Source organism: Microbacterium sp. NPDC087592, assembly GCF_044743585.1.
GTDB lineage: Bacteria > Actinomycetota > Actinomycetes > Actinomycetales > Microbacteriaceae > Microbacterium.
Genome location: NZ_JBIUWT010000004.1, coordinates 197,076 through 222,363, shown reverse-complemented (window position 1 = coordinate 222,363; position 25,288 = coordinate 197,076). Strand labels below are relative to the sequence as shown.

Annotated in this window: 23 protein-coding genes; 16 read left to right on the top strand and 7 right to left on the bottom strand. The window is 69.8% G+C overall.

Annotated features, from left to right (window positions below):
• Window positions 1-38 precede the first annotated feature (38 nt).
• Complete coding sequence (locus tag ACIOTO_RS19265; RefSeq protein ID WP_400859087.1) at window positions 39-1,628, top strand: acyl-CoA carboxylase subunit beta; 1,590 nt, start codon at window positions 39-41, stop codon at window positions 1,626-1,628.
• Window positions 1,625-1,867: an acyl-CoA carboxylase epsilon subunit gene (locus ACIOTO_RS19260; protein ID WP_029262524.1), complete on the top strand. Its 243-nt coding sequence runs from the start codon at window positions 1,625-1,627 to the stop codon at window positions 1,865-1,867. Before ACIOTO_RS19265 ends, ACIOTO_RS19260 begins: the two co-directional genes overlap by 4 nt.
• A 6-nt stretch (window positions 1,868-1,873) precedes the next feature.
• On the opposite strand, the gene ACIOTO_RS19255 is transcribed toward ACIOTO_RS19260, so the two are convergent.
• The 5 genes from ACIOTO_RS19255 to ACIOTO_RS19235 all read right to left on the bottom strand — a co-directional run bounded on the left by ACIOTO_RS19255 (window position 1,874) and on the right by ACIOTO_RS19235 (window position 7,562).
• On the bottom strand, window positions 1,874-3,073 hold the full coding sequence (locus ACIOTO_RS19255; protein WP_372469394.1) for an ROK family transcriptional regulator: 1,200 nt from the start codon (window positions 3,071-3,073) through the stop codon (window positions 1,874-1,876).
• 312 nt (window positions 3,074-3,385) lie between these two features.
• Window positions 3,386-4,393 (bottom strand): hypothetical protein, encoded by a 1,008-nt coding sequence (locus tag ACIOTO_RS19250; RefSeq protein WP_400859086.1) that lies wholly within the window; start codon window positions 4,391-4,393, stop codon window positions 3,386-3,388.
• Window positions 4,390-5,625 (bottom strand): hypothetical protein, encoded by a 1,236-nt coding sequence (locus tag ACIOTO_RS19245; protein ID WP_029273921.1) that lies wholly within the window; start codon window positions 5,623-5,625, stop codon window positions 4,390-4,392. Before ACIOTO_RS19245 ends, ACIOTO_RS19250 begins: the two co-directional genes overlap by 4 nt.
• Entirely contained in the window at window positions 5,615-6,274 is a 660-nt protein-coding gene (locus ACIOTO_RS19240) for a response regulator transcription factor (protein WP_029262528.1), read from the bottom strand. Before ACIOTO_RS19240 ends, ACIOTO_RS19245 begins: the two co-directional genes overlap by 11 nt.
• Before the next feature lie 40 nt (window positions 6,275-6,314).
• The gene (locus ACIOTO_RS19235) at window positions 6,315-7,562 is read right to left on the bottom strand and encodes a class I SAM-dependent RNA methyltransferase (protein ID WP_400859084.1); all 1,248 of its coding nucleotides are present in this window, start codon (window positions 7,560-7,562) and stop codon (window positions 6,315-6,317) included.
• A gap of 23 nt (window positions 7,563-7,585) precedes the next feature.
• Here ACIOTO_RS19235 and ACIOTO_RS19230 point away from each other — a divergent pair, with 23 nt between their 5' ends.
• Together ACIOTO_RS19230 and ACIOTO_RS19225 are read left to right on the top strand one after the other, a co-directional pair.
• The gene (locus ACIOTO_RS19230; RefSeq protein ID WP_400859163.1) at window positions 7,586-8,224 is read left to right on the top strand and encodes a Maf family protein; all 639 of its coding nucleotides are present in this window, start codon (window positions 7,586-7,588) and stop codon (window positions 8,222-8,224) included.
• 78 nt (window positions 8,225-8,302) lie between these two features.
• Window positions 8,303-10,069: a biotin carboxylase N-terminal domain-containing protein gene (locus ACIOTO_RS19225; RefSeq protein ID WP_029262531.1), complete on the top strand. Its 1,767-nt coding sequence runs from the start codon at window positions 8,303-8,305 to the stop codon at window positions 10,067-10,069.
• 70 nt (window positions 10,070-10,139) lie between these two features.
• On the opposite strand, the gene ACIOTO_RS19220 is transcribed toward ACIOTO_RS19225, so the two are convergent.
• Entirely contained in the window at window positions 10,140-11,588 is a 1,449-nt protein-coding gene (locus ACIOTO_RS19220; protein ID WP_029262532.1) for an NAD(P)H-quinone dehydrogenase, read from the bottom strand.
• A 48-nt stretch (window positions 11,589-11,636) separates the two neighbouring features.
• Between ACIOTO_RS19220 and ACIOTO_RS19215 the strand changes: the two genes are divergently transcribed.
• The 3 genes from ACIOTO_RS19215 to ACIOTO_RS19205 are packed head-to-tail and all read left to right on the top strand — an operon-like array spanning window position 11,637 to window position 14,406.
• On the top strand, window positions 11,637-12,470 hold the full coding sequence (locus tag ACIOTO_RS19215; RefSeq protein ID WP_029262533.1) for a purine-nucleoside phosphorylase: 834 nt from the start codon (window positions 11,637-11,639) through the stop codon (window positions 12,468-12,470).
• Window positions 12,467-14,140: a phospho-sugar mutase gene (locus tag ACIOTO_RS19210; protein ID WP_029262534.1), complete on the top strand. Its 1,674-nt coding sequence runs from the start codon at window positions 12,467-12,469 to the stop codon at window positions 14,138-14,140. Before ACIOTO_RS19215 ends, ACIOTO_RS19210 begins: the two co-directional genes overlap by 4 nt.
• A gap of 2 nt (window positions 14,141-14,142) precedes the next feature.
• Entirely contained in the window at window positions 14,143-14,406 is a 264-nt protein-coding gene (locus ACIOTO_RS19205; protein ID WP_029262535.1) for an HPr family phosphocarrier protein, read from the top strand.
• 8 nt (window positions 14,407-14,414) lie between these two features.
• Here the strand turns inward: ACIOTO_RS19205 and ACIOTO_RS19200 are convergent, their stop codons facing one another.
• Window positions 14,415-16,337: a BglG family transcription antiterminator gene (locus ACIOTO_RS19200; RefSeq protein WP_400859081.1), complete on the bottom strand. Its 1,923-nt coding sequence runs from the start codon at window positions 16,335-16,337 to the stop codon at window positions 14,415-14,417.
• A 166-nt stretch (window positions 16,338-16,503) separates the two neighbouring features.
• Between ACIOTO_RS19200 and ACIOTO_RS19195 the strand changes: the two genes are divergently transcribed.
• From ACIOTO_RS19195 to ACIOTO_RS19155, 9 genes are all read left to right on the top strand, one after another.
• Window positions 16,504-16,821 carry a PTS sugar transporter subunit IIB gene (locus ACIOTO_RS19195; protein ID WP_400859079.1) on the top strand — a complete coding sequence of 106 codons (318 nt, stop codon included), beginning with the start codon at window positions 16,504-16,506 and terminating at the stop codon, window positions 16,819-16,821.
• Complete coding sequence (locus tag ACIOTO_RS19190) at window positions 16,818-17,099, top strand: HPr family phosphocarrier protein (protein WP_105710872.1); 282 nt, start codon at window positions 16,818-16,820, stop codon at window positions 17,097-17,099. Before ACIOTO_RS19195 ends, ACIOTO_RS19190 begins: the two co-directional genes overlap by 4 nt.
• A complete protein-coding gene (gene ptsP / locus ACIOTO_RS19185) occupies window positions 17,096-18,787 on the top strand; it encodes a phosphoenolpyruvate--protein phosphotransferase (protein WP_400859078.1) in 1,692 nt (563 codons plus the stop codon). The genes ACIOTO_RS19190 and ptsP overlap by 4 nt, the downstream gene beginning before the upstream one ends.
• Window positions 18,784-20,412, top strand: a complete 1,629-nt coding sequence (locus tag ACIOTO_RS19180) for a PTS mannitol transporter subunit IICB (protein ID WP_105710874.1) — start codon at window positions 18,784-18,786, stop codon at window positions 20,410-20,412. Before ptsP ends, ACIOTO_RS19180 begins: the two co-directional genes overlap by 4 nt.
• Window positions 20,409-20,843 carry a PTS sugar transporter subunit IIA gene (locus tag ACIOTO_RS19175; protein ID WP_400859075.1) on the top strand — a complete coding sequence of 145 codons (435 nt, stop codon included), beginning with the start codon at window positions 20,409-20,411 and terminating at the stop codon, window positions 20,841-20,843. Before ACIOTO_RS19180 ends, ACIOTO_RS19175 begins: the two co-directional genes overlap by 4 nt.
• Window positions 20,840-21,997: a mannitol-1-phosphate 5-dehydrogenase gene (locus ACIOTO_RS19170; RefSeq protein ID WP_105710876.1), complete on the top strand. Its 1,158-nt coding sequence runs from the start codon at window positions 20,840-20,842 to the stop codon at window positions 21,995-21,997. The genes ACIOTO_RS19175 and ACIOTO_RS19170 overlap by 4 nt, the downstream gene beginning before the upstream one ends.
• An 86-nt stretch (window positions 21,998-22,083) precedes the next feature.
• On the top strand, window positions 22,084-23,376 hold the full coding sequence (locus ACIOTO_RS19165; RefSeq protein WP_400859074.1) for a flavin-containing monooxygenase: 1,293 nt from the start codon (window positions 22,084-22,086) through the stop codon (window positions 23,374-23,376).
• Window positions 23,373-24,323, top strand: a complete 951-nt coding sequence (locus ACIOTO_RS19160; RefSeq protein WP_400859073.1) for a bile acid:sodium symporter family protein — start codon at window positions 23,373-23,375, stop codon at window positions 24,321-24,323. Before ACIOTO_RS19165 ends, ACIOTO_RS19160 begins: the two co-directional genes overlap by 4 nt.
• Window positions 24,323-25,288 (top strand): SDR family oxidoreductase, encoded by a 966-nt coding sequence (locus ACIOTO_RS19155; protein ID WP_400859072.1) that lies wholly within the window; start codon window positions 24,323-24,325, stop codon window positions 25,286-25,288. Before ACIOTO_RS19160 ends, ACIOTO_RS19155 begins: the two co-directional genes overlap by 1 nt.

The window sequence follows — 25,288 nt, the reverse complement described above, 5'->3', positions numbered from 1 at the left end:
CCAACGGAGCGCGTCGCCCCGACGCTAGGGTGGAATCCGTGACGGACAAGCCCGACCTCTTTACCACCGCCGGCAAGATCGCGGATCTGCGCGCTCGCTACACGGAAGCCGTCGTCGACGCGGAAGCGAAGGCGAAGGAGAAGCAGCACGCCAAGGGCAAGATGACCGCCCGCGAGCGCATCGAACTGCTCGTCGACCCCGGGAGCTTCGTCGAGTTCGACGAGTATGTGCGCCACCGCACGACCGCGTTCGGCATGGACCGCTCCCGTCCCTACGGCGACTCGGTCGTCACCGGCGTCGGCACGATCAACGGACGCACCGTCGCGGTGTACTCCCAGGACTTCTCGACATTCGGCGGATCGCTCGGCGAGGTCGCCGGCGAGAAGATCATCAAGATCATGGAGTTCGCGCTCTCCGGAGGCATGCCGTGCATCGGCATCCTGGATTCGGGCGGCGCACGCATCCAGGAGGGTGTCGTCGCGCTCGGCAAGTACGGCGAGATCTTCCGCCTGAACACCCGCGCTTCCGGAGTCATCCCGCAGATCTCCATCATCATGGGCCCGGCCGCCGGAGGAGCTGTGTACTCGCCGGCACTCACCGACTTCGTCATCATGGTCGACAAGACCAGCCAGATGTTCGTCACCGGACCCGACGTGATCAAGACCGTCACCGGCGAGGACGTGGGTATGGAGGAGCTCGGCGGCGCGTACACGCACAACACCCGCTCCGGCGTCTCGCACTATCTCGCCGAGGATGAGGACGATGCGATCGACTACGCGCGCACGCTCCTCAGCTTCCTCCCCGACAACAACATGGCGGAGCTGCCCTCGTACGAGAGCACCTTCGAGTTCGAGACCACCGACGCCGACCGCACGCTGAACACGATCGTGCCGGACTCGACGAACCAGCCCTACGACATCCACACGGTGATCGAGCACATCGTCGACGAAGGCGACTTCCTCGAGGTCCAGCCGCTGTTCGCCCCGAACATCGTGATCGGCTTCGGCCGCATCGAGGGACGTTCGGTCGGCATCATCGCCAACCAGCCGTCGCAGATGGCCGGAACGCTCAACATCGAGGCCGGAGAGAAAGCCAGCCGGTTCGTGCGCTTCTGCGACGCGTTCTCGATCCCGATCGTCACCCTCGTCGATGTGCCCGGATACCTGCCGGGCACCGACCAGGAATGGGAAGGCGTCATCCGGCGCGGTGCGAAGCTCCTCTACGCGTACGCCGAGGCCACCGTGCCGCTGGTCACCGTCATCCTGCGCAAGGCCTACGGCGGCGCCTACATCGTGATGGGATCCAAGCAGCTCGGCGCCGACGTGAACCTCGCCTGGCCCACCGCCGAGATCGCGGTCATGGGCGGCCAGGGTGCCGTCAACATCCTGTACCGCGGTGAGATCAAGAAGGCGGAGGAGGCGGGCGAAGACGTCGCCGCCGTGCGCACCCGCCTCGCGAACGAGTACACCTACGACGTGGCGTCGCCGTTCCTCGCGGCGGAGCGCGGCGAGCTCGACGGCATCATCGAGCCCGCGAACACCCGCGTCTCGATCGCGAAGGCGCTGCGTGCTCTGCGCGGCAAGCGTGCAGAGCTGCCGCCGAAGAAGCACGGGAACATCCCGCTGTGACCGCGCACGACACGCAGGACGCAGCATCAGGGGACGTCGCGCCGATGCTCGAGATCACCCGTGGAGCCGCCACCGAAGAGGAACTCGCCGCACTCATCGCGGTGATCAGCGAGGCGTACGCCGCCGAGGCGGCGGACGCCGTCGTCGAGGAGCCGTCGGTCTCGGCCTGGACCCGCACGCAGCGCCCGCTCCGTCGTCCGCTGCGTCGAGACATCCCCTGGGGACGATTCTCCGGCTGATCGGGATCAGTGGTCGAGCAGCAGCGCCGATGCTCGCGGGCTGAGCACGGAGTCGAGTACCACGCAGCCGGCCCCCACAGCGGCGACATCGTCACCGACGACCGTCCCGTCCACGGGCAGCGAGCGCACCGCACGTGTGGCGCTCGCCCGTTCGAGCCGGTCGGGGATCTCCCGCAGGTAGACCTCGGCCAGCCGCGACCAGAATGGGCCACCGAAGACCACACGGTCCACGTCGAGCATGTTCGTCAGCCCGGCCGTCAGCACCGCCATGTGCGCCGCGGCCCGCGTCAGCACACCGTCGGCGAGCTCATCGCCGTCAGCCGCCCGCTGACACAGCTCCGTGAAACGCGCGTCCACCGCCTCGACATCGCTGAGCTCACGATCGTCGCGGAACACTCCCGCCCGCTCCGCCTGCGCGACGATCGCCTGCGGCGTGCAGACGACCTCGACGCACCCACGGGAGCCGCACGTGCACGGCGGTCCGTCCGGGTCGACGATGAGGTGTCCGATCTCTCCGATGTTGCGGGTGCTTCCGGGGACGGCTTCCCCGTCTCTGGCCAGCGCCGCCCCGATACCCGTGCCCAGATACACGAACACGAAGGAGTCGTCGGCCGACGCCCTCCGCGTCCAGAGCTCGCCCACCGCGGCGGCGGTCGTGTCCTTCTCGAGTACCACCGGGAGACCGATCGCCTCGGCCAGCACGGAGCGAAGCGGCACCCGGTTCCAGCCGAGCAGCTTCGGCGGGTCGATCACGGTGCCCTTCTCCGCATCGAGGGGGCCGGGCGCCGCGACCCCGACACCGGCGATCGATGCCCTGTCGATGCCCGAGACCGTGATGAGCGCGTCGACCGTCGCCGCCATGGCCTGGACGATCCGAGGAGGTTCCATGGCCGGGGTGCGCACGCCGACACGCCGCACGACCGCACCGGACAGGTCGAGGAGCACGAAAGTCATGAGGGCGGGATCCAGATGCACACCGACCGAGAAGCGGCTGTCCGCGACGAGCCGCAGCGTGACCCGCGGCTTGCCCGGTCCGTTGATCGTACGCCCGGCCTCGCGGATGAGGCCTTCGTCGAGCAGCCGGCGCGTGATGTTGGTGACGGTCTGCGCCGACAGACCCGTCGCTGCGGCGAGCTCGATCCGGCTCGACCCCTCACCGGACTGACGGATGGCCTCCAACACGACGGACTGATTGAAGTCGCCCATCCGCGGAAGATTCGTGCCCCGGCGCGTTCCCATCGTCCAATGATCCCCCATCGGCGGGGAAATCGTGTCCCCCAAAATACCTACAGACAACGATTGGAAGAACCCTCAGACTGAATGAGACGCTTCGCGTTCGGCTGGTCTCTCTGTCCCAGGGTAGACAGACGCTGATCGGCCACCAGCGGACGGTTTTCGGGTAACTGTCCGCACGGCGAGGGGCAGGCGGATACGCCGCCCCTCGCCCACTCTCTACCGCCTCGACTCCGGTCTCCTCCCCCACCGGAGCCGAGGGGCGGCGCGCCGCGTCGGTGGGGATCAGACCGCGGCGGCGTCCCGCAGGATCTCGTGCCACAGGTCGACGGAATCATCGTCGCCGGAGGAGCGAATGCCGGCGCGGCCGACCACGGTCACGGCGACGCGAGGATCACGAGCCGAACGGATGATGAGGCGAGCGCTCCGGGCACGGATGAGCACGGCGGCCAGCTCATCCCGGATCTCGACGCGTCGCGCCTCGTCGATGCCGTCGAAGCCGCCTTCGTCGAACACCGTCACGACCGCGCCCCGTCGACGCGCGCTGTCGATCGCATTCCGCACCGCATCGTTGAGCAGATCCGCACCGCGCAGCTCATCCCGCAGTCGTCCCTCAGCCAGACGGGCATCCAGGCGCTCCTGATCGTCCAACGACCCGCGAGACGCCACCACACGGCTCAGGACGGGCCCCGCGACAGCCAGAGCGAACTGCGTGCGCAGGCGCCGTTCACGCTGACGCACCCGTTGCGTGGCGTGCCAGGCCGAGACCGCCTGCTGGATCTCGGCGAGGCGTTCCGTGTCGCGGACCGCGCGATCCCAGAACATCACGAGCAGACGGGCGACGACGACCCACATGATCGAGCCCACCAGACCGAGGCTCAACGCGACACCGAGGCCGAGATAGGCGGACGTCGCCGCCACCAGGACCGCCAGCGTCGCCCAGCCGACGAGGAACCGACGACGGACGACGCACACGACCCCGAGCAGGCCGAGTGCGCCGATGTACCAGGTGGCGAACGGCGCAGTGCGGTCGGCGGGGTCGAGCGCGAACGTCACCAGCGCCGGGATGACGGCACTGGCCAGCAGCGCGAGCACGGCCGACCACAACGGCATCCGCACCGAAGTGGCGCTGCCGAGGATCGCGATGTTGACGACGACGAGGTAGAGACCGATCGCGAGGACCATCGCCAGCGGTGCGGTCGGCTGCTCGATCCACCAGATACCGCGCGCGACGAAGTACAGCGCGAACCCGACGGCGAGCGAGGTGGCGACGCTGCGGACGGTGCGGTTCACGAGCGCTCCCAGCCCAGGACCACGATCGTGCCGTGCTCGTCGGATCGGATCTCCGCGGTGCCCGCGACGCCGGCCATGCGAGCGAGGATGGACGCCCGGATGCCGAGACGATCCGCCCCGATGCTCTCGACGTCGAAACCCGGCCCGGCGTCGGACACCGTGACGGCGATCCCCTCGTCGCCGTGTCCCTCGGCGACGATGTGCAGGCCGCGCCCGCCGGCATGTGCGACGGCGTTGCCGATGGCCTGACGCGCGGCGAGCACCAGGGCCCGGGCCGCGCGACCGGGAATCAGCCCGATCCCGCCCCGCTCCTCGACGATCGCGTCGGCGCCGAGTTCGGAGAGCGCTCGACGCAGCTCCACCACGATCTGCGCCGTCCCGATCGGCTCATCACTCCCCTCCTGCGCCACCGCGGCCTCGGTGTTCGCCAGCCGGGTGAGCGCTTCGCGCGCCATCGCGACAGCGAGCTCCTTCGCCCGATCGCCTTCGGCGCGCTCCGCGGCGATCAGCGCAGCCAGGACGCTGTCGTGCATGAGTGCCGACATGGCCACCCGCTCCTCCTCTGCGGCAGCAGCAGCGGCGGCGGTCGAGTACGACGAGACCGCCTGACCTCTGGCCTCGTCCACGCCGGCCGCGACCGAGCGGAACATCCAGCCGAGCGAGATCATGACCACGCCCAGGATCAGCGTGAACGACACATCGAACGCGGTCGTCACCCAGAACTCCCGCGAGAACTCGCCCTGGACGAGTCGGACGTACCCGTAGACGAACGGCATCCCCGCCGCCCAGGCGAACTGGAGTCGCAGGGGGAACGCGAGCATCGCCGCGACCACGCCGACGTTGACGAGGAAGAATATCCACGGCTGATCCCCCGCACTCTTGTCGGTCGGATCGACGACGGTCGGCCATGCGGCCAGGGCCAGGACGTAGATCACGGCGAAGACGCCGGAGAAGAGGCGGACACCGCGCCCGATCAGACACGCGGCGAGCATCGCCGCCAGGGGCACGAAGACCGCGGCCAGGATCACGGCATCCGCCGCATCGGTACGCAACGGAGAGCTCAGCGCGGCGATCAGAGCCTGCACGCCGAGCGCAGCAGAGCCGATCGCCACGACGATCGCGAGGATCCGCTCCATTCGCTTGCCGGTGAAGCGCTCGAACTCGGTGTCCGCGCTGCCGGGCGAGGGGATCTTGCTCCAGGCATCGCGGATGCTGAGCGGATCAGCGGGCACTCGCCGCCCCGTCGGCCGCGACGATCCCGTCCTCCATCGCCCGACGGAGGAGGTCGACCTTGGTGGGTGCCGGACGACCGACCTCGACGTACTTCACGCGGACGCGGGTGATGTTCTCCTTGGCCGTGGAGTAGGCGACGCCGAGACGTTCGGCGACCGCCTTCAGCGGCAGTCCCGTGGCATAGAGCCGGAGCACCTCTCGCTCGCGAGTGGAGAGCTGCGCGTCGGCGAACGCCCGATCGCCGTCGACGGCGCTGGCCCATTCGACGTTGTTGAGCGCTTCGCCCTGGGCGACGGTGCGGATCGCATCCAACACGTCGTCGAGAGCGGATGACTTGCTGACGACGCCGGCGGCGCCCGCCGAGAGCGCCTCGCGCACTGCTGCGGGACGGTCGGCCACGCTGTGGATCACGACGCTCGCCCCGTCGTTCACGAGCGAGGTCACGTTCTCCGTCACGGTCGACCCGTCACCGAGAGTGAGGTCGAGCACGACCACGTCGGCCGGAGCGGACGCGGAGGCCACTCGCCACTCGAGGTAGGAGACGACCGTGCTGCCGGAGAACACCACCGTCTGCGAATCACGCGCGCACGCGGCCTCGAGGCCGAGGCGAACGGACTCGTGATCGTCGATGAGTGCGACCCTGCTCATCCACCCAGCCTAGTGAGTACCCGGCGGCGGCCGGGATCGGTCACCGGGTGAGGAGCGCGACGACCTCGAAGTGGTGCGAGTGCGGGAAGAGGTCGAAGCCGCGCAGCCGGTCGACCTTCCACCCGAGGGTCCGGAACGTCCCGAGGTCTCTGGCAAGGGCCACCGGGTCGCACGCGACGTACGCGATGGCCTCCGGCGCGAGGGCGTGCACCGCATCGACGACCTGGCGCCCGGCCCCGGCACGCGGCGGGTCGAGGATGACGGCTCCGGTGCGCCCACCGCTCTTCTGCGTGGAGAGGAAGCGATCCACGCGCGCGGTCACGGCCTTCACATCGAGCGGGGCGAGGTTGGCGGCTGCGTGCTGGGTGGCCCGCGCACTCGACTCGACCGTGACGATGTCGGAACCGCCGAGGTCGGCGAGGGTCACAGCGAAGAGTCCGACACCGCCGTAGAGGTCGTAGTGCGTCTTCTGCTCGTCGACGTGCCCCTCGAGCACGCCGTAGACCGCGGCGTCGAGCACGGACGCCGCGCGCGGGTGCACCTGCCAGAAGCCCGTCGCATCGACCTGGAAGCGGCGGTCGCCGACGACCTCCTCGATCACTTCCGGTGTCGGGCGGCGACGGAAGCCGCGAGCGACCTTCGCCGGCCGCTCGGTCTCCTCCCGCCGGATGACGCGGACTCGGCCGTCGGCCGGTTCGACGAGTTCGATGCGTCCCGGCGCCTCGCCGTGCAGGGCGAGTGCGGCCTCGGCGATGGCGGGACGCGAGAGCGGGTAGCTGGTGACGGGGATCACGCGGTGGCTGCGCGCAGCGAACGGACCGACCTCACCCGACTCGTCGACGTGCAGGGTGACGCGGGTGCGCCAGCCGGTGCCGTCACCGGAGTCGACGGCCTCGACCTCGGGAGCGACGAGACCTGATCCCGCGAACCGGTCGAGCGCCTCCGTCAGCACCTGGCGCTTGAGCACCCGCTGGTACCCGAGGTCGATGTGGCCGAGATCGGCTCCGCCCGGGCGGTCCGCCGGATCCCGGGAGAGATCGGCCTCGGCCCAGATGTGCGGACGGCGATGCTCCGACGCGTCGAGGACCTCGATCGTCTCGGCCCGCCAGAAGCTGCGGGTGGAGGCATCCGCCCCTTCCTGCGGGGCGATCACCCTGGCACGGACACGCTCCCCGGGGATCGCATCGGAGACGAAGACCACGCGGCCCTCATGGCGGGCGACGAAGGTGCCCCCGTGTGCGATGCCGGTGATGTCGAGTTCGAGCACGTCGGCTGCGGAGGAAGTCATTCTTCGAGGATACGGTGGTGGACATGCGCGTCTGCCTCGCCTCCACCTCTCCCGCCCGACTGATGCTGCTGAGGCAGGCGGGGATCGAGCCGCTCACCCTCTCTCCCGATGTCGACGAGGATGCCGTCGCCGCAGCCGCCGAGGCCGAACGCGGCGCCGCGCTCGCCCCCGCCGAGCTGGTGCTGCTCCTCGCCCGCGCCAAGGCCGCAGCGGTCGCCCGCAGTCTCGCAGAGGAGGGCGAGTTCGACGGTCTCGTGATCGGCGGTGACTCGATGTTCGCGCTCGGCGGGCGGGTCTACGGCAAGCCGTACACCGCGGATGAGGCCACCCGGCGGTGGGAGGAGATGCGCGGCGCGACCGGCATCCTGCACTCCGGGCACTCGGTGTTCCGGGTCGTTCCCGGCGCGGAGCCCGTCGAGGCGACCGCCGTCGCCGAGGCGGCGGTGACCTTCGCCGAAGACGTGAGCGACGCGGAGATCACGGCCTACGTGGCCTCGGGCGAGCCGCTGCACGTGGCGGGAGCCTTCACCGTGGACAGTCTGGGCGGCGCCTTCATCACCCGGGTCGACGGCGATCCCTCGACCGTCGTGGGCATGTCCCTGTCGACCGTGCGGCGCCTGGCCGCGGAGCTCGGCGTCCGATGGACGGATCTGTGGTCGTAGACTCCCCTCCACGTTTCCCCCACTTTCTTGTGGGGAGTCGTCAAAGGGATCGAGGGCCTTCTCGCTAGGCTGGCAACCATGCCTGCTATCGCCAAGGTGCTCGTCGCCAACCGCGGCGAGATCGCCGTACGCATCATCCGCGCCGCTCGAGACTCCGGGATCGCGTCGGTCGCCGTCTATGCCGACCAGGATCGTGATGCCCTGCACTCCCGTCTCGCAGACGAGGCGTACGCGCTCGGCGGCTCGACCAGCGCCGAGACGTACCTGCAGATCGAGAAGATCCTCTCCATCGCCCGCCGCGCCGGTGCCGACGCCGTGCACCCCGGCTACGGGTTCCTCGCCGAGAACGCCGAGTTCGCCCGCGCCATCATCGACGCGGGGATGACCTGGATCGGTCCGTCGCCCGAGGCGATCGAGGCCCTCGGCGACAAGGTGACCGCGCGTCACGTCGCCGAGAAGGTCGGTGCTCCCCTCGCGCCCGGAACCCCCGGTCCCGTGGCCGGAGCCGACGAGGTCATCGCCTTCGCGAAGGAGTTCGGCCTCCCGATCGCCATCAAGGCGGCATACGGCGGCGGCGGACGTGGCCTCAAGGTCGCCCGCGAGCTCGACGAGGTCGCCGAGCTGTTCGAGTCGGCCACCCGCGAGGCTGTCGCCGCCTTCGGTCGCGGCGAGTGCTTCGTCGAGAAGTACCTCGACAAGCCGCGCCACGTCGAGACGCAGTGCCTGGCCGATGCCGAGGGCAACGTCGTCGTCATCTCCACGCGCGACTGCTCGCTGCAGCGCCGCCACCAGAAGCTCGTCGAAGAGGCTCCTGCACCGTTCCTGACCGAGGAGCAGAACGACCTGCTCTACTCGGCGTCGAAGGCCATCCTCAAGGAGGTCGGATACGTCGGCGCGGGCACCTGCGAGTTCCTGATCGGCGCCGACGGCACGGTCTCATTCCTCGAGGTGAACACCCGCCTGCAGGTCGAGCACCCGGTCTCCGAAGAGGTCACCGGCATCGACCTGGTGCGCGAGCAGTTCCGCATCGCGGCCGGTGGCACCATCGACTACGACGACCCGAAGCCGCAGGGCCACTCCATCGAGTTCCGCATCAACGGCGAGGACCCCGGTCGCGGGTTCCTCCCCCAGCCCGGTCCGATCCACGTCTTCAAGACCTTCGGCGGTCCCGGCATCCGCCTCGACTCCGGCGTCACCGCCGGCGACTCGGTCTCGGGCGCGTTCGACTCGCTGCTCGCGAAGATCATCGTGACCGGCAAGGACAGGGCGGAGGCGCTGGAGCGCTCCCGCCGCGCACTCGACGAGTTCGAGGTCGCCGGTCTCCCCACCGTCATCCCGTTCCACCGCAAGGTCGTCCGCGACCCGGCATTCACGGCCGAGAACGGCGAGTTCGGCATCTTCACCCGCTGGATCGAGACCGAGTTCGTCAACGACATCCCCGCGTGGGACGGCGAGCTCGAGTCGCCGGCCGCCGGCGAGTCGCGCCACACCGTCGTCGTCGAGGTCTCCGGCAAGCGCCTCGAGGTGAGCCTGCCCGACCGGGTGGCGGTCGCTCCGGGCACCGCGGGTCGCCCCGCCGTCGTACCGCCGTCGCGTCGCAGCCACGCCACCACGGCCAACGCGGGCGCATCCGGCGACGCGGTGAAGTCGCCCATGCAGGCCACGGTCGTCAAGATCGCCGTCGAAGACGGTCAGCAGGTCGTCAAGGGCGACCTCGTCGTCGTGCTCGAGGCGATGAAGATGGAGCAGCCGCTGCAGGCGCACAAGGACGGCATCATCGGTAACATCAACGCGGATGCCGGTTTGACGGTCTCCGCCGGACACCAGCTGCTCACGATCAGCTGACCCCCGCCTACCCCCGCCTACGAGAAAGGCGCCCCACCGAGGTGGGGCGCCTTTCTCGTCGTCCGGTGTCTCAGGAGATGTTCACGAGGTGCATCGCCCGGCTGGCATCGGTGATGCTGCTCGAGAGCGACGGGTATGCCGCGAACACCCGCGAGACCTGGTCGACCGTGAGGCGACGCTCGACCGCCACAGCGATCGGATAGATCAGCTCGGAGGCCTTCGGGGCCACGATCACGCCGCCGATGACGGTGCCGGATCCCTTGCGGGCGATGAGCTTGACGAAGCCGTCCTTGATGCCCATCATCTTGGCGCGGGGGTTGGCCGCGAGCGGGAGCTTGTAGACCATGCCGTCCGCGACGCCGTCCTCGACGTCCTTCACCCCGTATCCGACCGTCGCGATCTCCGGAGCGGTGAAGATGTTCGAGGTGATCTTGATGAGTTCCAGCGGGATCACGATGTCACCGAGCGCGTGGAAGACGGCCGTGCGCCCCTGCATGGATGCGACCGAGGCGAGCGGGAAGAAGTTCGTGCAGTCCCCGACCGCGTAGACGTTGGGCACCGAGGTGCGCGCGACCTTGTTCACCCGCACGTGACCCGAGTCGTCGAGCTCGACACCGGCCTCCTCCAGGCCGATCCCCGCGGTGTTCGGGATCGAGCCCACCGCCATCAGGCAGTGGCTCCCCTCGACCGTGCGACCGTCGGACAGCGTGACGGTCACGCCCTCCTTCGTGGCCTCGACCTTGTCGGCACGGGACTTCGAGAGCACCTGCATCCCGCCGCGCTTGAACACCTTCTCCAGGACGCTCGCCGCATCCTTGTCCTCACCGGGAAGCACCTGCTCGCGGCTGGAGATGAGCGTGACCTTGGCGCCGAGGTTCATGTAGGCGGAGGCGAACTCCGCGCCGGTCACGCCGGAGCCCACGACGATGAGGTGTTCCGGCAGCGCTTTCATGTCGTACAGCTGCGTCCACGTGAGGATGCGCTTGCCGTCGGGCTTCGCGGAATCGAGCTCACGGGGCGACGCCCCCACGGCCACGACGATGGTGTCGGCCTCGACGCGGTCGAAGTCGGTGCCCTTCTCGCCCGTCGACACCACGATCGCGGTGGGACCCTCGAGGCGCCCGTGCCCGGAGAGGATCCGGACGCCGGCTTCGAGCAGAGTCGCCCGCATATCCTCGGACTGCTGCCCGGCGAGCGCGATGAGACGCTTGTTGACGGCGGCGAGGTTGATCGCGATCTCGGGCTTGAGCGGCTTGCCGTTCTCCCCCTTCGCGTAGAAGTTCACCCCGAGGTCGCTCGCCTCGGAGATGGCCACCGCGGCATCAGCCGTCGCGATCAGGCTCTTGGAGGGCACGACGTCGGTGAGGACGGCCGATCCGCCGACTCCCACCCGCTCGACCAGGGTCACCTCCGCCCCGAGCTGAGCGGCCGCGAGAGCCGCCTCGTAACCGCCGGGACCGCCGCCGAGGACGGCGACGCGCTGAGTGCGCTCGAAAGTGGTGGAAGACATGCAACCCATTCTTCCGCAATCCTGGCCCCGGAGCCTGCACCTTCCTAGAGTGGATCCATGCCCGAAACGCACAGCAATCCTCTCGATGACCCGACCGCGAACCCGTTCGAGGTCGCCGCCCAGGCCGCCGCCGACATCGCGCGTCTGACCGGAGTCGAGAATCACGACATCGCCCTCACCCTCGGCAGCGGCTGGGGCAAGGCCGCCGACATCATCGGCGAGACCGTCGCGACGATCCCCGCCACCGAGGTGACCGGGTTCTCGAAGCCCGCGCTGGAGGGACACGTCGGCACGCTCCGCAGCATCCGCACGCCCGGGGGCAAGAACGTCCTCGTGATCGGCGCCCGCACCCATTACTACGAGGCCCACGGCGTCCGTCGCGTCGTGCACAGCGTCCGCACCGCCGCCGCCACGGGTGCCAAGATCATGGTGCTCACGAACGGCGCCGGAGGCATCCGCGAGACGTGGACGCCCGGCCAGCCGGTGCTGATCAGCGACCACATCAACCTCACCGCCGACTCCCCGCTCGAGGGAGCGACCTTCGTCGACCTGACGGACCTGTACGCGAAGCGCCTCCGCGACATCGCGCGCAGCATCGACCCGATGCTCGACGAGGGCGTGTACACCCAGTTCCGCGGCCCGCACTACGAGACCCCGGCCGAGGTGCAGATGGCGAAGCACATCGGCGGACACATCGTCGGCATGTCGACCGCTCTCGAGGCGATCGCCGCCCGCGAGGCCGGCATGGAGATCCTCGGGTTCTCCCTCATCACGAACCTGGCTGCCGGGATCCAGCAGACCCCGCTCAGCCATGCCGAGGTGATCGAGGCGGGCCGCGAGGCCGAACCGGTGATCTCGGCGCTCCTGGCCAGGGTGGTCGAGGCCCTGTGAGCGAGGAGCGGCTCGCACAGGCGCGCGCCTGGCTGCGACAGGACCCCGATCACGAGACCCGCGACGAGCTCGCCGGTCTGATCACTCGAGCCTCCGGCGGGGACGGCGCCGCCGTCGCGGAACTCGACGACCGGTTCCGCGCGCGCCTCGAGTTCGGAACCGCCGGCCTCCGCGGCGAGCTCGGCGCGGGGAGCAACCGGATGAACCGCGTCCTCGTGGCGCAGGCGGCCGCGGGATTCGCCGCGTACCTGCGCGAGAAGGCGGTTCCCGGGCACACCCCGACCGTCGTGATCGGCTACGACGGCCGCCGGAACTCCCGAGTGTTCGCCACGGACTCCGCCGAACTCTTCGCCGGTGCCGGTCTGCGCGCGATCCTGCTGCCCCGCCTGCTGCCGACCCCCGTGCTCGCCTTCGCCGTCCGTCACTTCGGCGCGGACGCCGGCGTGATGGTGACCGCGAGCCACAACCCGCCGAACGACAACGGCTACAAGGTGTATCTCGGCGGCGCCGATCAGGGCTCGCAGATCGTCTCCCCCGCGGATGCCGAGATCGCCGCGCACATCCAGCGCACGGCCGACACCGGCTCCGTGGCGGCGCTGCCCCGCTCCGCGGCCTACGAGACCGCCGGCGAGGACGTCGTCGAGGCCTACATCGCGGCCACCGCCGCCGTCGCTCCCGCACCCGCCGGATCCTCCGGCATGCGGTGGGTCTACACCGCCATGCACGGGGTGGGCTGGGAGACACTGTCGCGTATCGTGCGGGACGCCGGCTACCCCCAGCCGTTCGTCGTCGACGAGCAGCTGACGCCCGATGCGACCTTCCGCACCGTCTCGTTCCCGAATCCCGAGGAGCCGGGGGCGATGGACCTCGCTTTCGCGCGGGCCCGCCGCGTGAAAGCGGACTTCATCCTCGCCAACGACCCCGACGCCGACCGCCTCGCCGTCGCAGTTCCCGACGACTCCGCCGCGGACGGCTGGCGTCGTCTGACGGGCAACGAGGTCGGGCTCCTGCTCGGCGCGAGGGCCGCCCGCGCCGCGGCCGGCACCCCCGGAGCCTCGCTCGCCTGCTCGCTCGTGTCGTCGCCCGGACTGGGTGCCGTCGCCGCGCACCACGGACTCGACTTCCACGAGACCCTGACCGGATTCAAGTGGATCTCCCGCGCCCCCGGCATCGTCTTCGGATTCGAGGAGGCGCTCGGGTACCTCGTGAACCCCGAGACCGTGCGCGACAAGGACGGAGTGTCCGCGGCGGTCGCCGTGCTCGGACTCGCCGCCGAGGCGCGAGACCGCGGGGCCACGCTCGTCGATCTGCTCGATGAGTTGGGCGAGACGTACGGGCACTTCGCCAGCGGCCAGGTCTCGGTGCGCGTCGAGGATCTCGCCGTCATCGGCAATGTCATGCTCGCGCTGCGCTCGCTGCCGCCGACCCACATCGCCGGACGCAGCATCACCTCGGCCGAAGACCTGCTGCAGGCAGCACCGGGACAGCCCTCCGGCGACGTGCTGCGGTATCGCCTCGGCGACGGCTCGCGCGTCATCGTCCGACCGAGCGGCACCGAACCGAAGCTCAAGGTCTACATCGACGCCAGAGCGGACTCCGCCGAAGCCGCACGCGGTGCCGTGGCCGAGCTCGAGGCGGGAGTGCGCGCCCTGCTCGACGAGCGCTCCTGAGCATGCCCACCCGACGCCTGATCGTCAGCGCGCACAACGGCGCGCACGCCCGGCCGGTGGCCGAGCTCGTGCGACTCGCGCAGTCGCACGGAGCCCCGGTGACCCTGCGCACCGCCGACGGCACGACCGTCGACCTGAGCAGCGTGCTGGCGGTCATGGACCTCGGGATCTCGTCCGGTGACGCGGTCGTGCTCGAGACGGCGGCGTCCGACACCGCGGACGACGTGCTGGATCAGCTCGCCGAGGTGCTCGCGCCTCGGGCGTGAGACGCGGATCAGCCGTCGATCACCGCGACGAGCTCGTCGAGGAAGGCCTCGAACGTGGTGCCCCTACGGACGATGCGCTGGACGCTCTCGCGCTCGCTGAACACCTCGACCAGCTGCTCGAACACCGTCTGGAACGCCGCCCGGTCGCTCTCGCTGAACGCGGCGAGCGCGACGACCTGCACGCGACCGCCGCCCCACGCGGCAGAGCCGTCCGCCACACCGATCGCGATGGCCGTGCGGGTCGCCGTCATCTGCAGCGCGTGCGGCACCGCGAGCGCATCCGTGAAGGCGGTCGACGACATCCGCTCGCGCACGATCGTGTTCTCGACGTAGTCCTCACCGATCAGTCCCGCCCGCACCAGGAGACCACCGAGACGCCTGATGATCGCCTCCTCCCCCTCATCCGGCAACGGGAAGACGTAGGCGTCGGCCAGGAAGTAGCGCGCGAGTTCGCCGCGTAGGCGGGTGAGGCGTCGCCCGCGGCGGACGCGTGCGGCGGCCTGCTGGATGCGGTCGACGTCGGCGTCCGTCAGGAACGGCTGGATGCGGACGAATCGGTCGCCCGCATCCCCCGGTTCGATCGTGCTCAGGACGAGATCGGTGTCGAAGGAGGTCCAGTCGGGATCGACGTTGGTGACGACGGTCGTGACCTCGATCGCCGAGCCGAGTGAGCGGTCGACGCTCGAGCGCAGCAGCTCGTGCAGCTCCTGGTAGCCGGGGCAGACGATCGTGGCCGTCAGGATCGACTCCGCCTTGCGACTGCGCTCGAGTCGCCCGCCGACGTGCATGGCGATGTAGGCGATCTCATCGTCGTGGATGGGTGTGCCGACGCGATCGTGGAGCCCGCTCGCGATCGAGACCGCCACCTCGAAGATCATCGGATACGTCGTCTTGAGCGAGCGGGTGAGCGGGTTGCGCGTCAGTGCGCTCTCCTCGGCCCGCCGCAGCAGGTTCTGCACGTGCAGGGCGAGTCGGAGGACGAAGGTCTCGTCCACGAGATCGACCTGGAAGTCTTCGGCGGCGCGGGCGATCTCCGCCCGGACCGCGGCTTCGACGGCCGGGTCCACACCGCTGCGCGCGACCTCCCTCGTCGCGTCCTCCCCCGGCGCGACGATCCGGGTCAGGACCAGGGAGGCGAGGTGACCGCTGTCGCCGTCGCCGAGGATCACGTCGAAGTGCTCGGTGGCGAGCCGGGCGATGACGGCACCCACCCGCGGGATCTCCTCCCGGGCACCCGCCGGCGACGACTCGAGGGCGTGCCCCGCGGCCACCCGCTCGGCGGCGATCGCGATGTGCAGCAGCACGTCGGCGATCGCGAGCTCGTTCACGTAGTATCCGAGCTCGCCGAGTTCCCGCACCAGTGACGTCTTGAACGGACCGACCGCACTGGCGGCCACCGCCGACCTCGACAGGGCGCGCCGGAAGGTCTCGGGGTGGAAGGAGGCGTCGTCCATCTCGTCATGCGCGAGTCTGCTGAGCAGCCGCCGCTGCGCGGCTTCGTTCCCTCGCAGTCGCACCCTCTCGCGGTCGCGCTCGAGCGCGAGTTCGGTGCCGTCGAGCAGACTGCGCACCCTGACCAGGTCCGCCTCGAGAGTCGCCTCACTCACGTGCAGTTCGTCGGCCGTGTCGAACACGTCGATCCCGGCGGGCTCGTCGAGCAGCAGCCGCACCAGCGTGTGCAGACGATCGCGGGGCGCGGACTCGCCGGTCTGGCGCATCCGGAGCGCACCACGGGCACCGGATCCTGCGCGATACCCGGCCGGGCCGGATTCGATCACGCCGGCCCCCGGGGTCCGTGCGTTCAGCGCTGCCACGTACGACCGGATGCTGCGGGGCGTGACCCCGAGCAGATCGGCGAGGCTGGCAGCCGTCGCCCACCCCTCCTGGCGCAGCAGAGCGGTGAGGAGCAGGTCCTGGCGCTGGCGCGACATGATCCTCCCCTTCCCGCTTGGTGACCGCACTGTCTCGACGTGGTCTCCATGATGTCAGCATGCCGGCATCGCCGGGCGGAAACCGGGGTTCCGCCCGGGCGGAAAGGAACCTGTTGGTGCGGCACCCCTCCCGGTTCCCAGACTGTTCTCAGGAAGGTGGGAATCGATGAGGATCCTCGTGGTGTGCGGCGCCGGCGCGTCGAGCACGTTCGTCGCGCTGCGACTGCGCACTGCGGCGACAGCGGCCGGTCTCGGCTGGGATGCCCTGGCGGGCACCGAGAGTTCCGTCGCCGGCTCCGACCACGACCTCGTCCTCGTCGGTCCGCATCTCGGTGACCGGCTCGAGGCGATACGCCGCAGCGTGGAAGCGCCCGTCGCCGTGCTTCCTGATGACGTCTTCTCCGACCGTGACGGATCCCGCACCCTCGACTTCGCCCGATCGATCCTCGCCGCCGCCGGCGACACCCCGAAAGGAACATCATGACCGCCACCCGCACCGTACGGATCGGCTCCTCCCACGGACTGCACGCCCGCCCCGCGAAGCTCTTCGCGCAGGCGGCCAAGGACTCGGGCCTCGCCGTGACGATCGCGAAGGACTCGGGCAAGCCGGTCAATGCCGCCAGCATCCTCGGCGTGATCTCGCTCGCGATCGAGTACGGCGACTACGTGACCCTGACGGCCGACGGCGACGGGGCCGAAGGCGTGCTGGACACGCTCACCGAGCTCCTCACCACCGACCATGACCAGGACGCCGCCGGATGAGCGAGCTGCGCGGGGTGGGCATCGGTCTGGGTGTGGCCCAGGGACCGGTCGTCCGCATGGCCGAGGCGATGCCGGCTCCGGAGAACACCCCGAGCACGGTGGGCGCCGAAACTGAACGCGCGCGAGTACGCGAGGCGGTCGCGACGGTCGCCCGCGAACTGAACGAGCGCGGTGAGGCGGCAGGCGGTGCCGCACAGGATGTGTTGGAAGCGCAGGCGATGATCGCCGAGGATCCGACGCTCCAGGAGGAGGTGGACGAGCGGATCGACGCCGGGGCGACCGCCGAATGGGCGGTGCACGATGCGTTCGCAGGTTTCCGCGCCACACTCGAGGCCGTCGGAGGGTACCTCGGCGAGCGCGCCGCCGATCTCGACGACATCGCGCAGCGCGTCCTGGCGCACCTGCGCGGCGTCGATGCGCCCGGCGTCCCGAACCCGGGACACCCGTTCGTCCTGGTCGCCCGCGACCTCGCCCCGGCCGACACCGCACTCCTGGACCTCGATCAGGTGCTCGCTCTGATCACGACCGACGGCGGGCCGACCTCCCACACCGCGATCCTCGCGAGGGAGAAGGGCATCGTCGCGATCGTCGGCGTCGGCGTCGCGGACGGGACGCAGCTCGTCACGGGCGAGACGGTGATCGTCGATGCCGCCAGCGGCGTGGTCACCCGCGAACCGACGGAGGACGAGAAGGACCGCGCAGCTCAGCGCGCCGCCGCCCGCCAGTCGGCCGACACCGCTCCTCCCACTCCCGGCGCCCTCGCCGACGGCACACCTGTCGCGCTGCTCGCGAACCTGGGGAAGCCCGCAGATGCGGCCGATGCGGTCGTTCGGGGGGCCGAGGGCGTCGGGCTGTTCCGCACCGAGTTCCTGTTCCTCTCCTCGGCACAGGCGCCGACCATCGCCCAGCAACGCGAGTCGTACCGCGAGCTGTTGGCGGCCTTTCCCGGCAAGAAGGTCGTAGTCCGGATGCTCGATGCCGGCGCCGACAAGCCGCTGGCATTCCTCAACGACGCGCACGAGGAGAACCCGGCGCTGGGGCTGCGGGGTCTTCGGGCGCTGCGCGCGAGCGAAGACATCCTGCGCGAGCAACTGACGGCGCTGGCCGAAGCCGACGCCGAGACCGAGGCCGATCTCTGGGTGATGGCTCCGATGGTGGCAACCGTCGAGGAGACCATCTACTTCACCGGTCTCGCCCGCGAGTACGGGCTGCAGACCGCGGGCGTCATGGTCGAGATCCCGGCGAGCGCCCTGCTCGCCGACCGGGTGCTCGCGCATGCCGACTTCGCCTCGATCGGCACGAACGACCTCACGCAGTACACCATGGCGGCCGACCGGATGCTCGGCTCGGTCGCCGGTTTCCAGGACCCCTGGCATCCGGCCGTGCTCCGCCTGGTGCGCGAGGTCGGCGACGCCGGTGCCCGCCTGGGCAAGCCGGTCGGCATCTGCGGCGAGGCCGCCGCAGATCCGCTCCTCGCCGTCGTGCTGGTCGGCCTCGGCGCCACGAGTCTCTCGATGGCTCCCCCAGCACTGGCCGATGTACGACACGCGCTCTCCGAACGCACCCCGTCCGAGGCGCGGAGCCTCGCCGAGGCCGCCCTGGCCGCCGACGATGCCTCCTCCGCCCGAACCGCCGTGGCGATGCTCGCCGCGGAACTCCCCCTTCACAAGAAAGAGACGACATCATGACGACGACGTCACCTGCCGCCACCAAACCCGGTGGCCTCCGCGTAGGAGTGCAGCGTTTCGGCACTTTCCTCTCCGGCATGATCATGCCGAACATCGCGGCCTTCATCGCCTGGGGCTTCATCACGATGCTCTTCATCGCCGTCGGCTGGCTCGGGTGGTGGCACCCGGTCTCCGACCTGCTCGGCGGCTTCGGCAACGCCGATCTCGTCGGCTGGGAGGGTGCGATGACGACCCTGGCACAGACCGAGGACGGCGCCACCTTCCCGCAGTACGTGGGCCTGGTCGGGCCGATGGTCACGTACCTGCTGCCCCTGCTGATCGCCAACACCGGCGGACGCATGATCTACGGCGAGCGCGGCGGCGTGGTCGCCGTCATCGCCACGATGGGCGTGATCGTCGGCACCAACATCCCGATGTTCCTCGGCGCCATGATCATGGGCCCGCTCGCGGCCTGGATCACCAAGCAGATGGACAAGCTGTGGGAAGGGAAGATCCGCCCGGGCTTCGAGATGCTGGTGAACAACTTCTCCGCCGGCATCCTCGGCATGCTGCTCGCGATCATCGGCTTCTTCGTGTTCGGTCCGGTGATCCTCGGTGTGAGCACCTTCCTGGGCAAGGTCGTCGATTGGCTCGTCGACGCTCAGCTGCTGCCGCTGCTCTCGGTCGTCGTCGAGCCGGCCAAGGTGCTGTTCCTCAACAACGCCATCAACCACGGAGTGTTCACCCCCCTCGGTCTCCAGCAGGTCGAGGAGACCGGCAAGTCGATCCTGTTCCTCATCGAGGCGAACCCCGGCCCCGGCATCGGACTGCTGCTGGCGTTCAGCTTCTTCGGCGTCGGTGCGGCGAAGGCGTCCGCTCCGGGAGCGGCGATCATCCAGTTCTTCGGCGGCATCCACGAGATCTACTTCCCGTATGCGCTGAGCAAGCCGATCACCATCATCGCGCTCATCGCGGGTGGGGCCACCGGCGTGACGACGAACATGCTGCTGAACGGCGGACTCGCCTTCCCCGCGGCGCCGGGCAGCATCATCGCGGTCACCGCCGCGGCCGTCGCACCGGCTGCGGGCGGATTCGCGAACCTGCTGGTGGTCTACCTGTCGGTCGTGCTGGCCGCGACCGTGACCTTCCTGCTCACAGCCGCGTTCCTGCGGGCCTCCCACAAGCGCGACCTCGAGGCCGAGGGCGACACCTTCGGCGACGCGATCGCACAGACCGAGGCGAACAAGGGCAAGTCGTCCGCGGCGATGGATGCGCTGCGAACCTCGACGGCATCGGCCGCGCCCGCTGCGACGGATGCGGTGCCGAGCGCGACCGCCGTCGCCGCCGCACCGATCGAGCGGATCGTGTTCGCGTGTGACGCCGGTATGGGCTCGTCCGCGATGGGCGCCAGCGTCCTGCGCAACAAGCTCAAGAAGGCCGGCATCGAGGACGTGAACGTCACCAACCAGGCCATCGCGAACCTCGATGGAACGGCCGACGTGGTGATCACGCAGCAGCAGCTCACCGAGCGCGCCACGGCGAAGTCGCCGAACTCGGTCCATGTGTCGGTCGACAACTTCATGAACTCGCCCCGCTACGAAGAGGTCGTCGAGATGGTGCGGGCACAGCGAAAGGACACAGAATGAGCGTTCTCACCCCCGAGCAGGTCCGCATCCACCCCGGCGGGGCGACGCGGGACGACGCGCTCCAGGAGGCCACGGACATCCTCGTCGCCGCCGGAGCCGTGACCCCCGCCTACGTCGACGCGATGCGGCAGCGCGAGGAGACCGTGTCGACGTTCATGGGCAACGGTCTCGCGATCCCGCACGGCACCAACGACGCGAAGGACGCCATCCTCGCCTCGGCCCTGTCGGTCGTCCGCTACGACGGCGGTGTGGACTGGGCAGGCGATTCCGCGACCTTCGTGATCGGCATCGCCGGGATCGGTGACGAGCACCTGGAGATCCTCTCCCGGATCGCGATCCTGTTCTCCGAGGAGGACGACGTGGCCCGGCTCTCCGCAGCACAGACCCCGGAGGAGCTCTACGCCCTCCTCTCGGAGGTGAACGAGGGATGAAGGCGGTCCACTTCGGGGCGGGCAACATCGGGCGCGGTTTCGTCGGGCTGCTGCTCCGCCAGGGCGGATACGAGGTCGTGTTCTCCGACGTCGCCGATGCTCTGGTGGACGCGATCAACGCGGTCGACTCGTACACCGTGCACGAGGCCGGCCCCGGAGGGACCGACCATGTCGTCACCGGTTTCCGAGCCGTCAACAGCCGCACCGATCCCGCCGCCGTGGCGGAGGAGGTCGCGACGGCCGATGTCGTCACGACCGCGGTCGGCCCGACGGTGCTGCGGTTCGTGGCGCCGTCGATCGTGGCCGGACTCGCCCTCCGTTCCCCCGATGCCGCGCCTCTGCAGGTCATGGCTTGCGAGAACGCGATCGGCGCCACCGATCTGCTCCGCCACGAGATCGCGACGGCGGCAGGGGCGGATGCCGAGACGCTGCTGGCCCGCGCGGTCTTCGCGAACACCGCGGTCGACCGCATCGTGCCGGCACAGCCCGCAGACGGCGGCGTCGACGTCACGGTCGAGCCGTACTTCGAGTGGGCGATCGAATCGGGTCCGTTCGGCGGCACGCTGCCGACCATCCCCGGCGCGCACTTCGTGGACGACCTGGCGCCGTACATCGAGCGCAAGCTCTTCACGGTGAACACGGGGCACGCCGCCACCGCGTATTTCGGGGCCCGCGCGGGGATCGACCGCATCTCGGACGCGCTGGCCGACCCCGCCATCGCGGCGAGCGTCTCGGCCGCGCTGGAGGAGACCTCGGCTGTGCTGGTCGCCGAGCACGGGCTCGACCCCGCCGACCTCGCGGCGTATCGCGCCACGATCCTCGAGCGGTTCCGCAATCCTGCGCTCGTCGACACCGTGCAGCGGGTGGGACGGCAGCCGCTGCGCAAGATCTCACGGCACGAGCGCTTCGTGGGGCCAGCGGCGATGGCTGCGGAGCGCGGTCTGCCGACCGTGGCTCTCGTGGCGGCCGTGTCAGCAGCACTGGAGTTCGACGATCCGGCCGACGAGCAGTCGGTCGAGATGCAGGAGCTGCTGCGCACGGAGGAGCCCGCCGCGTTCACCTCCCGCACCACGGGCCTGGATCCCGAGCATCCGCTGTTCCCCGCCATCCGGGAGGCCGTCGCAGCGCGTCAGCAGCACCTCGGGACCGCCTGACCCCGCGGAACTCGACGCCCCCGCTCACCCGTTACGATCGGTGGGCGGGGGCGTTTTTTCGAGCACACTGACGTGCGGGGAGCAGCATGAACAGATACGCCGTGATCGGCGCGGGTCCATCGGGGTTGGCCGCGGCGCGTGCGCTGCAGAAGCGCGGAATCGTGGTCGACGGCTACGAGGCCTCGCACGGCGTGGGTGGGCTCTGGGACATCACCAATCCCCGCAGCACGATGTACGAGTCCGCGCACCTGATCTCCTCGCGCACCACGACGGAGTTCGCCGAGTTCCCGATGCGCTCGCGGGTCGACTACCCCGGGCACCGGGTGCTGAAGGAGTACTTCGACGACTTCGCCGATCACTTCGGGCTCGCCGGGCTGTTCCGGTTCGACACGCGCGTCACCCGCCTCGAGCCTCGCGACGGCGGTTGGGAGCTGACCAGTTCGGGCCCCGACGGCACAGAAACGCGCTGGTACGCCGGCGTCGTCCTCGCCAACGGGACCCTCGCCGAGCCGAACGTACCGACGTTCCGTGGGGAGTTCTCGGGCGAACTGCTGCACACCAGCGCGTACAAGTCCCCGGAACAGCTGCGCGGCAAGCGGGTGCTCCTGATCGGCGCCGGGAACTCGGGCTGCGACATCGCCGTGGATGCCGTGCACCACGCCGTGTCCGTCGATATGAGCGTGCGACGCGGGTACTACTTCGTGCCCCGCTACCTGTTCGGCAAGCCCAGCGACACCCTCAACCAGGGCCGCCCGCTGCCGGCGCGCATCAAGCAGGCCGTCGACAGCCGCGTCCTGCGGGCGTTCACGGGCGACCCCGTGCGGTTCGGCTTCCCGAAGCCGAACTACCGCATCTACGAGTCTCATCCGATCGTGAACACCCTGATCCTCAACCACCTGGGCCAGGGCGACCTGCGCATCCGCTCGGACATCGACCGCTTCGACGGGCAGACGGTGCACTTCCGCGACGGCAGCGCCGATGAGTACGACCTCGTGCTGCTCGCCACCGGCTACACCCTGGATTATCCGTTCGTCGACCGGGAGCACCTGCACTGGCAGGGAGCCTCACCACGGCTCTTCCTGAACGTCTTCCCCGCCTCGTTCAACGGCCTCTACGTGATGGGCATGATCGAGGCGTCCGGCATCGGCTGGCAGGGTCGCTACGAACAGGCGGAGCTGCTCGCCGCCTACCTCGACGCGGTGGAGACCGATCCCACCCGCGCCGCCCGCTTCCGCGACCGGGTCACCGGCACGGCGTGGCCCGATGTCACGGGCGGCTATCACTACCTGGGCCTCGACCGGATGGCGTACTACGTCAACAAAGACGCCTACCGGGGCGCCGTGCGACGTGAGAAGAGTGCACTGGAGGCCTCGGCATGAACGTCGACGACGTCGTCCTCTCGTTCACGCCCGGCACGCTGACGATCCTCAACGTGGTCCTCGGCCTCATCATGTTCGGCATCGCGCTGGACACCTCACCGAGCGACTTCCGCGTCGTGGCGAAGCATCCGAAGCCGTTCGCGATCGCGATCCTCGCCCAGCTGCTCCTGCTGCCGATCGCGACGTTCCTGCTGACGCTCGTGCTCCCCGTGCCGCCGTCGATGGCGCTCGGGATGCTGCTCGTGGCCTGCTGCCCGCCGGGGAACATCTCCCAGGTGCTGACGCATCGCGCCGGGGGCAACGTCGCCCTCTCGGTGTCGCTCACCGCGGTGGGGAACCTCATCTACATCGTCGCGATGCCGCTGAGCATCACCTTCTGGGCCTCGCTGCATCCGACCGCTCGCACTCTGCTGCGCGACATCACGCTCGACCCGTGGCGGATGCTCCTGGAGATCCTCCTCATCGTCGGTCTCCCCTTCGCCCTCGGCCTGCTCCTCCGTGCGAAGGCACCCCGGTTCAGCGCCCGCGTGCAGCCGTTCGTGAAGTGGTTCAGCCTGATCGCCCTGCTCGGCTTCATCATCGCCGCCCTCGTCGGCAACTGGGCGGTGTTCGTGCAGGTGCTCGGCATCATCCTGCTGGTGGTCGCGGTGCACGACGCGGTGGCGCTCGCGCTCGGCTACGGCACTGCTGTGGTGGGCGGGCTCGGCACCCGCGAGCGCAAGGCCATGACCTTCGAAGTCGGCATCCGCAACGCCGGCCTCGGGCTGGGCCTGGTGTTCCTGTTCTTCGACGGCCTCGGCGGCATGGCGATCGTGGCCGGGTGGTGGGGCATCTGGGACATCGTCGCCGGCCTCGTCCTGGCCGGACTCTGGGCACGGCACACCAGGAAGCGCACGGGCTCGAGCACCGGCGACGCGAGCGGCCGCACGACCGTCGAGGCCATCTGATGCCCCGGGTGCTGATCACGGGCGGCAGCGGCTTCCTCGGCTCGCACGTGGCGCTGGCGCTCGCTGAGCGAGACGACGTCGAGGTCGTGGTCGCCGCGGACCTGCGAGCGGGCGCACCCCGCGCGGGCGTCATCGATGCGACGCTGGACGTGACGGATGCCACGGCGATCGCTCCCGTGCTGCGGCAGCACCGCATCGACACGGTCGTGCACCTCGCGGCGATCGTGAATCCCGGCCACGACGTCGATCTGGAGTACCGCGTCGATGTGACCGGTTCCGCCAACGTCCTCGCCGCGTGCGTCGAGGCGGGAGTCCGCCGCATCGTGGTCTCCAGCTCGGGTGCCGCGTACGGATATCACTCCGACAACCCGGAGTGGATCGACGAGGACCAGCCGCTTCGAGGCAACGACGCGTTCCCGTACGCCCGGCACAAGCGGCTGGTCGAGGAGATGCTGGCCGAGCACCGGCGTACCCACCCCGAGCTCGACCAGGTGATCTTCCGCATCGGCACGATCCTCGGTCCGACCGTGCGCAACCAGATCACCGCGCTCTGGGACGGCCGGCGGATCCTTCGCATCTCCGGCTCGGAGTCGCCCTTCGTCTTCGTCTGGGTCGACGACGTGGCGGCCGTGATGGTGCGGGCGGCGACCGACGGCCCCGCGGGCATCTTCAACGTCGCGGGTGACGGGCGGATGACGGTGCCGGAGATCGCCGCTCGTCTCGGCAAGCCGCAGCTCGTGCTGCCCGCGCGGGCGCTGTCGACGGCACTGCGGATCGGACGGACGCTGCGCCTCACCCCACACGGACCGGAGAAGGTCCCGTTCCTCCGGTACCGTCCGGTGCTGGCGAACCGCCGGCTGAAGGAGGAGTTCGGCTACACCCCGCGCCGCACGACGCGGGAGGCCTTCGAGGAGTACCTCCGCACGCACCCGGCCGTCGCCCGGAAGCGTGGTGACGCGGGGTAG